At 34.5% G+C, this 15,243-nt stretch carries 12 protein-coding genes and 1 tRNA gene; 8 read left to right on the plus strand and 5 right to left on the minus strand.

The features are described 5' to 3' along the window. Nucleotide 1: 1 nt before the first annotated feature. The 3 genes from BR77_RS11305 to BR77_RS11315 are packed head-to-tail and all read left to right on the plus strand — an operon-like array spanning nucleotide 2 to nucleotide 3,306. Nucleotides 2-1,387: a phosphoribosyltransferase family protein gene (locus BR77_RS11305; protein WP_015077846.1), complete on the plus strand. Its 1,386-nt coding sequence runs from the start codon at nucleotides 2-4 to the stop codon at nucleotides 1,385-1,387. Continuing rightward, nucleotides 1,388-2,548 carry a cysteine protease StiP family protein gene (locus BR77_RS11310; protein WP_015077845.1) on the plus strand — a complete coding sequence of 387 codons (1,161 nt, stop codon included), beginning with the start codon at nucleotides 1,388-1,390 and terminating at the stop codon, nucleotides 2,546-2,548. Further along, a complete protein-coding gene (locus BR77_RS11315; RefSeq protein ID WP_015077844.1) occupies nucleotides 2,545-3,306 on the plus strand; it encodes an HAD hydrolase family protein in 762 nt (253 codons plus the stop codon). Before BR77_RS11310 ends, BR77_RS11315 begins: the two co-directional genes overlap by 4 nt. A 380-nt stretch (nucleotides 3,307-3,686) precedes the next feature. On the opposite strand, the gene BR77_RS11320 is transcribed toward BR77_RS11315, so the two are convergent. Both BR77_RS11320 and BR77_RS11325 read right to left on the minus strand, forming a co-directional pair. Beyond that, nucleotides 3,687-4,790, minus strand: a complete 1,104-nt coding sequence (locus BR77_RS11320) for a toxic anion resistance protein (RefSeq protein ID WP_010053288.1) — start codon at nucleotides 4,788-4,790, stop codon at nucleotides 3,687-3,689. 18 nt (nucleotides 4,791-4,808) lie between these two features. Further along, nucleotides 4,809-6,434: a YceG family protein gene (locus BR77_RS11325; protein ID WP_015077843.1), complete on the minus strand. Its 1,626-nt coding sequence runs from the start codon at nucleotides 6,432-6,434 to the stop codon at nucleotides 4,809-4,811. Between the two features lie 248 nt (nucleotides 6,435-6,682). Between BR77_RS11325 and BR77_RS11330 the strand changes: the two genes are divergently transcribed. From BR77_RS11330 to BR77_RS11350, 5 genes are all read left to right on the plus strand, one after another. After that, complete coding sequence (locus tag BR77_RS11330) at nucleotides 6,683-7,285, plus strand: TerD family protein (protein ID WP_010053294.1); 603 nt, start codon at nucleotides 6,683-6,685, stop codon at nucleotides 7,283-7,285. Nucleotides 7,286-7,309: 24 nt separating this feature from the next. Then, nucleotides 7,310-7,891 carry a TerD family protein gene (locus BR77_RS11335; RefSeq protein WP_015077842.1) on the plus strand — a complete coding sequence of 194 codons (582 nt, stop codon included), beginning with the start codon at nucleotides 7,310-7,312 and terminating at the stop codon, nucleotides 7,889-7,891. Nucleotides 7,892-7,994: 103 nt separating this feature from the next. Further along, nucleotides 7,995-8,576, plus strand: coding sequence for a TerD family protein (locus BR77_RS11340; protein ID WP_010053296.1), 582 nt, complete (start codon nucleotides 7,995-7,997; stop codon nucleotides 8,574-8,576). Nucleotides 8,577-8,849: 273 nt separating this feature from the next. After that, nucleotides 8,850-11,492 (plus strand): calcium-translocating P-type ATPase, PMCA-type, encoded by a 2,643-nt coding sequence (locus BR77_RS11345; RefSeq protein ID WP_015077840.1) that lies wholly within the window; start codon nucleotides 8,850-8,852, stop codon nucleotides 11,490-11,492. Between the two features lie 112 nt (nucleotides 11,493-11,604). Beyond that, nucleotides 11,605-11,677: transfer RNA gene (locus BR77_RS11350), tRNA-Val, on the plus strand. A 284-nt stretch (nucleotides 11,678-11,961) separates the two neighbouring features. Here the strand turns inward: BR77_RS11350 and BR77_RS11355 are convergent. The 3 genes from BR77_RS11355 to BR77_RS11365 form a co-directional block, all read right to left on the minus strand. Then, a complete protein-coding gene (locus BR77_RS11355) occupies nucleotides 11,962-12,660 on the minus strand; it encodes an IS6 family transposase (protein ID WP_015077839.1) in 699 nt (232 codons plus the stop codon). Nucleotides 12,661-12,768: 108 nt separating this feature from the next. Further along, a complete protein-coding gene (locus tag BR77_RS11360; RefSeq protein ID WP_015077838.1) occupies nucleotides 12,769-14,277 on the minus strand; it encodes an AcpB/EbpR/MafR family transcriptional regulator in 1,509 nt (502 codons plus the stop codon). Between the two features lie 170 nt (nucleotides 14,278-14,447). Further along, entirely contained in the window at nucleotides 14,448-15,044 is a 597-nt protein-coding gene (locus BR77_RS11365; RefSeq protein ID WP_015077837.1) for a helix-hairpin-helix domain-containing protein, read from the minus strand. Nucleotides 15,045-15,243 lie beyond the last annotated feature (199 nt).

Raw genomic sequence — 15,243 nt, forward strand, 5'->3', positions numbered from 1 at the left:
AATGACTGAAATAAAAGAATATCAACTAACAGAAGAGTTAAAAGTCCAAGTTTCGATTATAAAAAATCCGTTACAAATAGAGCCAGATGCTCTTTTTCAACTAGCTGCTCGAATCAATAAGAAAAGAAGTTTTTTGTTTGTTAGTCCAGTTTTAGGAAAACACCTGCCTGTGAATCCAGGAATCCCATTGTTAATTGGACGAGCGCTGGCCTTAACGTATGCAGACAAAATGGATGACCAAAAAGAGTTGATTCAAGCAACATTAAACACAGAATTTGGCAGCCAAAATTTTGAATTTAATTTAGCCCAGCTTCCTAAAGTTGAGCTAGTAAAGCCTGTAACGATTATTGGATTTTGTGAAACAGCAACAGCATTAGGGCAAGCTTTTTACGCTAGTTTTTCATCGCCTGCAGAATATATTCATACGACTCGTGAAATACTTGGAGCGGATATCACGCCTCTATTAGCCTTTGAGGAAGAGCATAGCCATGCAACTTCGCATAAAGTTTATGCAGAAAACCAGGATTTCTTTCAAAATGAAAATGAGATTATTTTGGTTGATGATGAAGTAACCACTGGCAAAACCAATTTAAATATAATTCGTGATATTATCAAAGAATTTCCCCATAAAAAAGAATTTACAATCGTTTCAATCCTAGATTGGCGGAATGAAAGTGATCAAAAGGCTTATCAGCAATTGGAAAAAGAGCTTGGTATTTCAATTAAAGAAGTATCACTTTTAAAAGGTGAAGTCACAGAGCTAGGTGTATCGTCCTCATTATTTGAAGAAGAAATTAGTAATGAAGAAGAGCAAGACATTGAGTTATGTGAACTTCCTATTTTTCAAAAGGAAATTGAATTTTCTAAGATCCTGATTACCAGCGAAGATAATTTTGGAAATGAATCCAAATTACCTTTCTTATCTAGCACAGGACGATTTGGTTTGACGAATAAAATCGATACCTTAACTAGTCAAGCCAAAATATTAGGAGCTAAACTAAAATCGCTACGTGAAGCAGGCGAATGCTTAGTCCTAGGTACAGGTGAGTTTATGTATGTGCCTTTGCGGATTGCTACTTTTATGGGAGCAGATGTTTTCTTTCAAGCAACAACAAGAAGTCCTATTTTAAGTCGAAATGATGTATCTGGCTATCCAATTTTTCACAAACGCCAATTTAAAAGTATTGAGCAACCAGTCGCAGATAATTATGTCTATCGGATTCCTAAAAATCACTATCGAGATATTTTTGTAATGATTGAGCGTGTCGTGGATGAGGCCAACTTAGAAGGACTCATTAAGCAATTAACCTCAGATCAAACCAATGTATACGTTATTGATTTTTCTAGAAATCGAATCTATCAAAGTCGAAAAACAGGAGGCAATTAAATGAAACCATTTATAAAAGGCAGTTATTCAGATGAGGATGTTATTTTTTTACTACAAGACATTAGCCCTTATGTGGCAGAAATTGCTACACCTGAGCGAGAAGTTTTGATTCAAAATGGCACCCATTATTCCGAAATGCTACCGGTTGAGTACCAGCCGACAGCCGAATACATTGCTCTATTTAAAGAAACTTTACAAGAATCTGCTGATCGAATCGCATTATCTGTTGGAATTGTTGCGGAGCAAATTATAGCTTCTAAGCGGAAGTATTATCAAGGTGATTTGGGAAAAACTTTAGAAAATTTGGTATTAGTGAGTTTAGCACGAGCAGGCACGCCGATTGGTGTATTGATTAAACGGTACCTTAAATTGGTTTATCAAGTGGATGTTCCGCATTATTCTATTTCAATTATTCGAGGCCGTGGCATCGATGAAGTCGCTTTAGACTATATTTATCGACAGTCAGAACAAGCAGATATTCAATTTATTGATGGTTGGACGGGTAAAGGGGCTATTACAAAAGAGCTTACAGAGGCATGTGTAAAATACAATCAAGAACATCCAAAATTAGTTGTTCCATTATCTGATAGTTTAGCTGTTTTAGCAGATACTGGATACTGCACAACGCTGTATGGAACCAGAGAAGATTTCCTCATTCCAAGTGCGTGCCTTAATTCCACTGTTTCAGGTTTAGTTAGCCGAACGGTGCTAAATGAGCAATTTATTAAACCTGGCGAAGTCCACGGGGCAAAATATTACAAAGAGTTTGAATCCCTAGATTTATCTAATGAATACATTGAGACCATTATGGAAGCCTATCTCGTGAATAAAGTTGAAATGGATCGAGAGATTGCTGAAGCTATGGTAAACTGGCTCCCTGAGGAAGAACCGAGTTGGGCAGGGATGAAGGCTATTGAAACGATAAAAGCTGATTTTGGCTATGAAAGCATTCATTTTATTAAACCAGGGGTTGGTGAAACGACACGGGTTTTATTGAGAAGAGTACCAGAGAAACTATTAATTAATCCTGAAAAAACCAATGATTTACGCCACATTTTATTATTAGCTAAAGAATTGGATGTGCCTATCGAAGAATATACAAAAATGCCTTATTCTTGCTGTGGGTTAATTAAGCAAAAAGTTGGAGAAAAAGAAATATGAAAAAGGTGCTGTTTACTGACTTAGATGGCACAATTTTATTTTCTAAAAACTCTTTGCCCAAAGAATTAAAGGTTGAGAACTGTGTGGTGGCAGAAACCTATCGTAACGGACATTTTGGTTACATGGAAAAAGAGTTAGTTGCTTTTCTCCAGGAATGGACTCAAGAGCAACTTTTTATCCCAGTCACAACACGTTCAACAGAACAATATGAACGTTTAGCAGATTGTTTTTCAACTTTTAATCTACCGTTTGCTCTAGCTAGTAATGGTGGGAATTTATATCGTTATGGTAGATTAGATTTAGAGTGGCAAGCTGCAACAAAGCAAGAACTTAGAAAAGAGTTAAATCAGAAAGAGCTTGTTTTGGAGCTAATTCAGAAAATGATTCCAGCTACAAGTATCCGCAAGATAAAAGATAGCGATGAATTGTATTATTGTGTCTTAACTATCGAGCGAATTTGGGAAGAAAAATTTATTTTAGAGGTCAATAAAGAACTAGCCAAGTTGGGTTGGTGTGCTTATTTTCAGCATAAAAAACTTTACTTCCTACCTAAAGCCTTATCCAAAGAACGTGGGATTACCCGCTTGAAAGAAGAACTAGCAGAATCTGCACATTATCTAGCAATGGGTGATACAGAAATGGATTATGGAATGCTTAAGCAACAAAACCAGTATCTTTATTTTTCTGGTTTTTCTGAAAAAAATCTAGAGACCACAACGTATTCTTTAGAGAAAATTCATACGTTACTCGAAGGGTAGCAACAAAAATAATAGTTGAATAAAAAACGTACGTATGTTATAGTTTGTTTATACTGTTATTCAAGAGAAACACCAAACCCCCATATCGTCGAGGATATGGGGGTTTTTGTTATACATATGTACAACTGATGTTGGTTAGTTACCTCTTATTTGTCTCGATTGTTTAACCAATATCCAGAAATCTCAGCTAGTAAAGCTACTAAAAGAGACAAGACAAATGTTATCGCTGTCATATTCAAGAGAAACACCTCCTCTCAGTTTGGATTCGCTCCTCGTGAGATAGGTAACAACAAAAGTATAACATGTATTTGGTTAGATATTCTTTTCTTATTTAGCGAAAAAAACTACTGGATTTGAATAAAATCCAGTAGTTTTTCAATTTACATAGTATGTTTTTTAGCTTCGTAATCTTTTTGCAATTCTAATAAACGTTTTTTACCCGCTTCTCTTTCAACAATGTTTTGGGCTTCAATTTGCTTGGTTTCTTCTAAACCATTCATAATAGTGCTCCAAGTTTGTTCCATAGTTTCAATTTTAATACTTGGCGAGCCAGACATTTTAGCAATCTCAATGCTATTTTGTGAAATATTTTGTGCATTTTTTAAGAGCATTTCATTTGTTCGATTGTCTAACTCAGTCATAGCTTCAGCTGTCATTTTTTGTTGTTTAATGGCAACTGCTTGAATTAAGGCACTCTTGAAAACTGGAATCGTAATGACAAAGGCAGAGTTGATTTTTCCGATTAAACGGACATTTCCTTTTTGTAACATATCGATTTGTGGTCCAGTTTGTAAAGAAACTTGCTTGGCCATTTCTAAATCATAAATGCGTTGTTCAACCATTTCTAAAGCAGCCGATGTTTTACTTAGTTCGATGCCAGCCATTTGATCGCCATTGTTAACACGTTCTTGTAATTGAGGAATTTTATTATTGCGCAAATCTTCCGCAATCAGTTCACCTGCAGCTACATATTTTTCCAATTCGAAATAGTATTTAATATTTTCATCAGCTAATTGATTCAGCATAGCGACATTGTTTTTCATTTTGACTTCATATTTTTTAATCTCGGTATAGACAACTTCGATTTCGCCGCCCATTGTTTGATATTTAGCCATAATTTGCGCCATAATATCTTTTCCTTTACCAAATATTTTACCAAAGAATCCTTTTTTCTCTTCAGCGAAATCTTCTGGTTCAAACTTGTCCATTATTTTCCCAAGCTGATTCAGCATGACAGTCGATTTTTGTGTTTCAGCAACACTCATGTTGTTTAAAATACGACCAGAAAATTGTGAGATGCCTTCAGCTGGCTCTTTCCCAAACTCTAAAATAGAAATTTGATCTTTGATATCAATGTTTTTACTGATATTAATTACATCAGGTGCTGTTTTTAATTCAGCTTTTTGAGCTTCTGCTTGTGAGATTCGTTTCTCAACACTGACTATTTGAACTTCTTCTAAACCTGTTTCATTTTGGTTTTCCATCGTTTATAACGCTCCTTTTTATTTTAAGAATTTATTGAAAATCGATTTAATTGCATTATTTCCTTTGGCAGCCATGCTACTGGTTTGGAAAATTTCAGTGAAACTAACTTCTTCCAGCCAATGACTATCAAATTTACTTTCATCAATGTACAATTCAATATCATTTTGTCCCGTTGGATTATAAAGCAATACATCAAATCCAATTTCATTGAGCAATAACAACAAGGCAGCATCGGAACGAGTTAAGGTTCCGTTATTTCCATCATTATAAATCATGATCTTGGGAATATCTTGTGCATAGTCAAATTGCTGTAAAAGTTTTGTAATTAATGGTGGAATAGTCATTGCCTGTGAAAAAAGATACATTTGAACATCTGCTTTTGTTTCTTTTCCTTGCGGGAGGAAATGCGCTTTTTCGACATAACGACTAATTCCATTGGCTAAGGCCAACTGCATTCCTTTTGAGACTTCTTTATGCATCCACCAATTCGCTGTAATTATTTTTTCAGGATTCAATGTGCCGTTCTCTAATGCAAATTGATAATGGAATTGTTGATTGCCTTTTATTTCAGGTTTGATAGGGAAGGTTTTAAAAACTTCCACTAACGGCGTACTTTGCTTGACTTCATAAAAATCAGTCCAATATTTTCCACGATCCACAGATACACCTAAAACTTTAGAAAATAAAACAGGAATTTCAACAGCACCTTTTTTTACTTTAAAGTTTGGACGCACAAAAGCTTTTTCTTTCCCAATAATCCGAATCTCATCGTAAGTAGTTTGAAGAGTTAGACTTTCGGGTAAATAATCTCTTAACTGAAAAGGTTTCAATAGTAAACTTCCATCTGCGTTGATAATATTGTTCAATTCCATTGAGGCTTTTCGCGCAGTCGTAGACTTTCTAGTTGGTTTTTCAGTTGGAAAAGGTTCTAAGGGCATCTCGCTAGGGTACTCAAATGTTGAAATTGAGAGGCCTTTTATATCTTTGAAGATATTTTTCTTTTCGCTATTAAAGACCAGTACATCAAAACCTAGTAAATAAAGTAAACATAAAAAATATTGCTCACTTTTAGTTGCATTCCCATACCAAATTACTTTGGGAACTTCTGTAGCTAAATCAATTTCTTGGAGCCATTTATCAATATAATTAAAACCCCATTTGATACAATCAACAACGACACGCCTAAAATCAGCATGAAGCAAATCACCATGATTTTCTTCAAAAATCTTAATCAAGTCAATAAATTTTACTGTTAAGTAACGATAGTAATCGGGATGGTCCCGTAAAGGCAATAAATTATTTCCTTGCATAAAAGCCACAAAGCGATTGGGGCTAAGTCCCTTTTTCTCATTGTGAATATTAAAGAGTTTTTGGATGCCTTGGAAAATTTGATTGTCAATTTGTTTATCTAAGTTTCCGGCTAATAAATGAATAGTTGAGTTGTCTTGATAGACAATATCATAGAGCCATTCGCTATAACTAAATTCATCCATTGGAACGCCCAAGACAGCCCCTGCTACTTGAGGATAGGTCATTGAGTCTTCCGTTTTACTAAAGCCAGATCTTAGGGAAATAGGTAATACAAATTCCATTTGCCAGTCAATTTTATTCAGGTCTTGAGGAATCGGACGTAATTCCTGCACACCACACACCTCATTTCTGCATTCCGCTTGTCAGATGACACTATTTTTCTAGTACTAAAGTCTGAATTTTAACTTTTATCCAAGAAATTTCAAACTAATAAATACTAATAAAGCACCATTATGATATAATTAGAGTATATCCAATACATACCAACTAATCAATATAAATTATCATTAAAAAAAGGCGATTAGTCACTGTTAAAGGATAGTTTTGAAAATTTATAATGAATCAGAGGGAGAGATAGAAAATGGCAATTAACTTATCAAAAGGACAAAAAATTGACTTAACTAAATCGAATCCTACATTAAATAATATTACTGTTGGGTTAGGTTGGGATGAAGCGGCACAATCAGGTGGCGGTGGATTACTAGGTGGTCTTTTCGGATCAAAACCTGCAGCAATTGATTGCGATGCATCGGTTATTTTACTACAAGGGGATCGTTTTGTAGATAAAAAAGATGTTGTTTACTTTGGACATCTAAAAAGCGAAGATGGTTCAATCGCACATCAAGGAGACAATTTAACTGGTGAAGGCGATGGAGATGATGAAGTTGTAAAAGTATCATTGAATAAAGTCAGCCCTAAATACAATAAAATCGTATTCGTAGTAAATATTTATCAAGCTCAAAAACGTAAGCAAGACTTCGGCATGATTAAAAATGCTTTTATTCGCATCATGGATGATTCAGGAGTTGAAATTGCCCGTTATAACTTAACTGATAACTACCAAGGACTAACTGGTTTAGTTGCAGGGGAGCTTTATCGACATGAAGGCGAATGGAAATTTGCGGCAGTTGGTAGTGGGATGAATGTTGCTAGTCTTTCTGAAATGTTACAAACATATAAATAAAAAATTTTAGAGGAGGTTTTTTTAATGGCAGTATCATTAGCAAAAGGTCAAAAAGTTGATTTAACAAAAAATAACCCAGGTTTAAAAACGGTGCGTGTTGGTTTAGGCTGGGATACCAATAAATATGATGGTCAAGGCGATTTCGATTTAGATGCAGAAGTATTTTTACTTGCAGCAAATGAAAAAGTGAAAAGCGACGCAGATTTTATTTTTTATAACCAACCAACAAGCCCAGATGGAGCCGTGCAACATTTAGGTGATAACCGAACTGGTGAAGGCGATGGTGACGATGAATCGGTGACTGTTGAATTAGGTAAAGTAGATTCTGCCATCGAAAAAATTCGTTTCACAGTAACAATTGATAGCGCTGATGAGCGAAACCAAAATTTTGGTCAAGTATCAAATGCCTTCATTCGTATTTTAAATGCAGACAACGAAGAAGAATTGATTCGCTATGATTTAGGCGAAGATTTTTCAATTGAAACAGCAATTGTTGTTGGAGAATTGTACCGTCATAATGGCGAGTGGAAATTTACAGCAATCGGTAGTGGGTATCAAGGTGGACTAGCTGCATTAGGTCGTGACTTTGGTGTGAATATCGGGTAATATAAGATTAATTAATCAGAATGGATTAAAAATGAGTTCTTTCTGATATAATTTATCGAGACAAATTAAAGAAGAACTTTTAATAGAAAGGGGACATTTATTTATGGCAATTAATTTATCAAAAGGTCAAAAAATTGATTTAACAAAAACCAATCCGGGCTTAACAAAAACAATTATTGGATTAGGTTGGGATACCAACCAATATGATGGTGGAGCAGCATTTGATTTAGATGCATCTGCGTTTTTATTAGATAGTACCGGTAAATGTCTGAATGAAAAGAATTTTATTTTCTATAATAATTTAACTTCAGAAGATGGATCAGTTGTGCATACCGGCGATAACCGAACAGGCGAAGGCGATGGAGACGATGAACAAATCAAAATCGATTTATCAAAAATTTCGCCAGCTGTTGATCGAATCGCAATTACGGTTACAATCGATGATGCCGTGGCTAGAAATCAAAACTTCGGTCAAGTTTCTAATGCGTTTGTTCATATTTTAAATGAAGAAACCGGCGAAGAAATTTTAAACTTTGATTTAGGTGAAGATTTCTCTGTTGAAACGGCAGTGGTTTTCTGTGAGCTTTATCGTCATAATGGCGAATGGAAATTTAATGCGATTGGCAGTGGATACCAAGGTGGGTTAGCCGCTTTAGTTCAAGCATATGGACTAGATGCAGGTTAAATCAAGTTTCTTTTTTTTAAGAAACGATGTAGTAGAAAAGAGGAAGGCTTTACGCCGGCCTCTTTTTATCAGGCTAGATTTAACGGCTCAACGAGCTTTTTATCAAGGCCAGCTCTTATGAGCCAACTCCTCGAGAAAAAGATAAAAATTCGAGAGGACAAAAAGCGTCCTATCAATTTTTCCTATTTTCTTGCCGGAGCTACCCGACTCAACGAGCTTTTTATAATAATAAGTAATTTTTTCTAATTTGAATAGATAAAGGGAGAGTAAACATTGAACAAAACATTTGTAGGATTAACGAAAGAAGAAGTTGAAGAATCACGACAGAAACATGGTAGTAATGCTTTAACCGAAAAAGAAAGTGAAACATTTTTTGACAAATTAAAAGGCAATTTTGACGATCCAATCATCAAAATTTTACTAGTTGCTTTGGTTTTAAATTTGATATTTGCTTTTCTAGGTTATGCAGAATGGTTCGAAGCTTTTGGAATTGCAATTGCTGTTCTTTTAGCAACGTTAATTGGTACATGGAGTGAGTTTTCAAATGAGACAGCTTTCCAAAAGTTACAAGAAGATGCATCAAAAATTACCGTAAAAGTTTTCCGCGATGGTCATGTGACTGAAATTTCAATCGATGATATCGTTCAAGGAGACGAAATCATTTTACAAACAGGAGATAAGATTCCAGCTGATGGGATTTTAATCGATGGTTCGCTTAGAGTCGACCAAGCTTCACTAAACGGTGAGTCTGATGAAGCGAAAAAAGAAACACTTCCTGAAGGTGCAACTTATGAAGATGGTGACACGTTCAACAAACATGCTTTGTTCCGTGGCGCGGTTATTACTAGTGGGGAAGCAGTGATGAAGGTCACAAAAGTTGGGGATGCTTCATTCTTCGGTCAAATGGCTGCTGAGTTAACAGTTGAAGAACGTGAATCTCCATTGAAATTAAAACTTGCTGATTTAGCGAATAAAATTTCTAAAGCCGGTTATACTGCTGGTATATTGATTTTTATTGCCTTTATGATCAATAAGATCTTTGTTGCGAATAATTTCAACGGTGCAGAAATTGCTAAGTATTTTAGCGATATTGGACCTGTTGGGAATGACGTTGTTGAAGCCTTTATTCTAGCGGTTATTGTTATCGTAGTTGCCGTTCCAGAAGGTTTACCAATGATGATTGCCATGGTACTTTCACAAAACATGAAAAAAATGTTACGTGACAATATCTTAGTTCGTAAGTTAGAAGGAATTGAGACGAGCGGAAGTTTAAATATGCTCTTTTCTGATAAAACTGGAACAATTACTAAAGGTCAATTAGATGTAGTTTCTTACATTAATGGTGCCAATACTAGTTTTGATAAACTAGGTGCAATTCCAGAAGAATTGAAAAAAATTGTAAGTACAACAATCTTAAATAATACGAATGCTGTAATTTCTGAAGATGATCAAGGTGCGGTTGTTATTATTGGTGGAAATCCAACTGAAAAAGCTGTTTTAGCATTTGTTGAAAAAGATGAAAAATCTTTCGGTACACTTGAGCATGTTTCAGCAATACCTTTCTCTTCAGCTCGTAAGTTCTCTGCAACTCAAGTAGCCGGAGAATGGAATACGACCTTAATCAAAGGTGCACCAGAAAAAATCTTACCAAATTGTTCAACGTATTATGATGAACAAGGTCAAAAACAACCATTTACTAAGTTAGCTGAATTAGATAATGAAATCAATGAATTGGCTAAAAAATCAATTCGTGTCTTGATTCTAGCAACGACTGATGAAATCGTGACGGAAGAAAGCTTACCTTCTGATTACACATTAGTTGGAATTTTAGCTATTCGTGACGATGTTCGTCCTGAGGCTGTTGAAGCGATTCATGATGTTCAACAAGCAGGTGTTCAAGTTGTTATGATTACAGGTGACCGTAAAGAAACAGCAATTGCGATTGCTAAAGATGCGAAAATTTTACAAAGCCCTGATGATATTGTCTTAACTTCACAAGAGTTAAATGACATGCCAGATGAAGAAGTAAAATCATTATTACCAAATATGCGCGTAATTGCTCGTGCTTTACCAACAGATAAATCACGTTTAGTTCGTTTATCGCAAGAAATCGGTTTAGTTGTAGGTATGACTGGTGATGGTGTAAATGATAGTCCGGCCTTAAAACGTGCGGACGTTGGATTCGCAATGGGTAGTGGGACTGAAGTTGCCAAAGAAGCTGGAGATATCGTTATTCTAGATGATAACTTTAAATCAATTGCGCAATCAATTCTATTTGGTCGTACGATTTACCGTTCAATTCAAAAATTTATCGTATTCCAATTAACATTAAATGTTGGGGCATTACTGATTAGTTTCATTGCACCATTTATTGGTATTGATCATCCGTTGACGATTACACAAATGTTATGGGTGAACCTAGTTATGGATACGTTAGCTGCATTAGCCTTTGGTGCTGAACCAACGTTGAAACGCTACATGAAAGAAAAACCAAAACGTCGTGATGAAAATATTGTGACGCGTAGCATGTTCTCAGCTTTTGCTTTCCAAGGTGTTGTGATTACAATTATGGGATTATGGATGTTGAAAGGCGGATTCTTAAATCAATTCTTTAGTAGTGAATTAGCTCTTACAACTGGATTCTTCTCATTCTTTATCCTTTATGCAGTCTTTAACGGATTTAATGTTCGGACAGAAAAATTAAACATTTTTGATAACTTGAATCGCAATAAAATGTTTATTCGTATTATGTTGTTAATCATTGTGGTCCAAATTATTATGACTTTCGTCGGTGGACCAATCTTAAGAACAACAGCATTAAGTGTTAGTGAATGGGCAATTGTATTAGGCTTATCTGTACTAGCAATTCCAATTGATATGGCACGTAAACTTGTTGTTAAAGCAATGGGTAAATAATTTAAATTAGCAAAAAAGCGAAGAGGTTTACTTCTTCGCTTTTTTTGTTATCAAGATGAGTTGACTAAAATAATTAAGTTAGATACAATGATAGAGAACGAGTTTTATTTTTGGTTTCTTAGCTCAGTTGGGAGAGCACCACCTCGACAAGGTGGGGGTCGCTGGTTCGAGCCCAGTAGGGACCATTTAAGAAATAATAAGCAAGAGTAGCGCTATTATAATAATAGCGCTATTTTTTGATTCAAGCAGCTATTTTAAAATGTTTACGTATTTAGTTGAGTAATTAAATATGAATAAAAATTATCCTGTTTTGCTCTTTATTAAAAAGAATGAAATAGTTTTTTTTCTTCCATATGAAATTTTTTTGTTATTTTAAATTTTATTAATGAAAAGCTTATTTTTGTGTTATTGGTGGTTCTGTTGCAAACTTATCAAAATCCAAAGACTCCCCCGATTCTTAATTAATTTATCATGTCGCTCTGAATAGACTTTCAATTTCATCCCATGGGGAAAAGTCGAAAAGCGTAATTTCTCTTCGACTCTCTTTGTATAAAGCAGATACCACTTCAATACCTTTAATTGTTGTAGCTGCTGTGTAGGTAGATTGGAAATTCTTCACGGAAGTGAGTTTCCCTTTCACCTGTCGGTGATCTTGTTCTAAGATATTATTGAGATATTTGGACTTCCAGTGATTCACGTGTTGACCCAGAATGCCTGCTTCTTTCAGCTCTTTAATAGCTTTTAATGAGGGGGCATATTTATCTGTCACAATCGAACGTGGCTGCCCATAATCATGGATTAATCGCTTCATAAAGGCTTTTGTGGAGACGGTATCTCTATGATTTCGCAGCCACATATCTAGGGTATTCCCGTTAGAATCAATGGCTCGATATAGGTAACGATCTTTTCCTTTTACTTTCAGATACGTTTCATCAATCCGCCAGGATTTAGATAGCGTTCTTCGTTTGTTTCGTTTCTTCCATAAATGATAAAGAACTTTCCCGTATTGTTTATTCCAGCGGTAAATAGTGGTGTGATCCACGCCAATACTGAATTTACGCATAATTTTTGCACAATCACGATAACTCAAAGAAAAATGGTAATATAAGCCGATGGCTTCTATAATGATTCGGTAATCGTACTGTTTTCCTTTGAAGTGTTTTTTCATGAATGCGTCCTCCGATAACGTGATTTATTTCAAATTATACCGTAAAATTGGGTTCAGATAAACTTTGCAACAGAACCGTCAGAATCAGGGCATATTTTTATGAAGGCACTAGTTAAACGGTCTGAAATTTTGGAGAGTCCTTTTTCTTTGAATTTCTTGTTCAACAAGAGAATTTAATTCTAGCCACTCATTTGATGTTGGAGGAAAAGAGATATAGAAAATCGGTATATCCAATTGATTAAAAAAAGTTGGTGTATCTGTGACGATAATATCGGGACCATTATGTTGGTCATTATTATCAGTGAAATCAATTGTATAAGGGATATTTTTAATCAAGTCATTTTTCAAAATCTTTCGATAGATACTTTTATCAGAAAGAACTTGAATGCTGATTTGATTAATCTCAACAGCTGAATCAGATAAAGAAAATAAGAAAAAGAAGTAGGCCTTTAAACGATACGAACGAGTTTCTATAGGATAGGTTGGATAAATTCCTTGTTTTTCAATAGCTGAAAAAATTAGTAAATAACCATTAAATAAGTCTGGATTTAGTTGTTTTAGTTCATCTAATTGTAAATCTTCAATATATTTATGAGTATCATGGAAAGTATCCATTTGAAAATTTAAGCAAAGAATATGCGCTAAAAAATTTTGTTTATCTAAAAAATTCACATTCATTAAATGGGAAGAATTATTGACTAATTCAGTCAATAATTGATTAGAATAGGTAAAATTAGCTGAATCCTTTTCTTGGAAACTGGTTTTTATATATGAAAACATTTTTTCAGTTTGAATAAAAATTGGATTGGATACAATAAAACTATAGATAAAGTTAACCTCATGTTTAAGAATGTTTTGTTTGAAAAAATAATATTTTTGATGAATGGTAGCTTGGATTTCTTGATAGAGCAAATTGTCAGATTCAAGTGTCTTAAAAGTTGGCTCAATAAATTTTTTTGTATTTAAATCATTGAGACAAACGCTAAGTGCAAAAGCTAACTGTCTCGTTTGGATTGGACTTAGATAAGGATTTATTTGCGCACCAATTTTTTTGCTCATTTCCATGGTTTCGCCTTCATCAACTTGTTGAAAAGGCCACTCAGACATGCCATAAGAGAACCAAAAGAACTTACAAAAAAAATAGCGGATTTGAGAAGATTCCCCAGATAAAGTCCCTTCTCGGCTATTGAATTGAATGCCAAATTTGTCTAGAATGAGATTGATTGTCCGAACATCTTTGTAAAATGAAGTTAAACTAATAAAATAATAGTCTGTGAAATGTTTAGAAGAGATAAATTTTTTATTGTAAATACTTAATAATAGATTGAAAGAAGTTGAACTTTTTAAACGTTCTAAATAAATTAAGTTAGAAATAGCATTTGTGCTTGCACTAAGCTTATACCCCAAAGCTGCATCAGTCTCGATATATTGCTCATAATTTTTTTCTTTAAAAAAGGAATTAATGACAATTACGGTACTTTTAAGTGTTCGGTTGGAAATGTAAAGTTGACTAGATATCTCTTCTTTGCTAATCCAATTGGGGTAGCGTTGATTTAAAAGTTTAATTAAGGTTATTTCTCGTAACGTTGATGTGCTAAGTAATGAATCTAATTCCATGAGGACACTCCTGTTCCTATATTAAGTAGATTTTATGACACTTCTAAACTCTTATTATACGCTTTTTTATTTGATAATTTCACCTTTTTTTGCAAAAATTAGTGAGGGACCCGCAAAAAAATGGTGAATAGTACAACAGTATCCAATTTTAGTTGGAATAGCTTTGCTTATTAGTTTGTATGATAATTTTTTTCAGTTTTAACAAAAGAGGTTATTTGTTTAATCTTTGCCTCTTTTTTTGAGCTCGAAAATAGAAAAATATCTGAAAAATATGTTTTATTGCCTTTTTTATCAGTAATAATCCCATGTGCTGAAGCTTCACGACCATGGGTTAAAATCGATTGAATTTCTAGTGAACTAAGATCCTGACGATGGTTAATAACTGCTTTAATAAAAGGTGTTTTCCCTTCTAATTGAGATTCACCGGGTTTAATCCAGCTTAAAGTGTCTACTAATAAGGTTTCGAGAACAGCTTGATTAGCAGCTGCTGCAGCAATTAAATAATCATGAATAATTTTTTTCTTAGGGGCATTTTCACAATTCAGGGTACAAAGAACAGCAAAATTAACCTTCGGAAGTTCAGCATTTTTGAAGGATAAATTCTGACTTTCCAATGTTTCCTTTAGAATACGGACTGCCTTTGGGCCAACACCATGAATTTGTAACAGTGTTTTTTCACTGTAGTGTGTTAACTGTTCCAGGTCAGTAATTCCAATGTTTTGTAATGCATTTGTTGCGGGCTTGCCAATATTTGGTAGTGTTGTCATGGTGTTTTCCTCCCTTGTCGCTAACTTTTTTATTGCAACTAGTATAGCATAGATTAGTGAACTAGTTGAATTCAAATGGTATTTACTTGAACTAAAGAATATACTGAGGATTACATCTCAGGTAATGGAGATGTAGATACTTTAGAAAAAACAATAAATCAGGCTTCGTTATTTGAAAATTTTTAAAATTGAACGATTG

It is taken from the genome of Carnobacterium maltaromaticum DSM 20342 (assembly GCF_000744945.1).
GTDB classification, from domain to species: Bacteria; Bacillota; Bacilli; order Lactobacillales; family Carnobacteriaceae; genus Carnobacterium; species Carnobacterium maltaromaticum.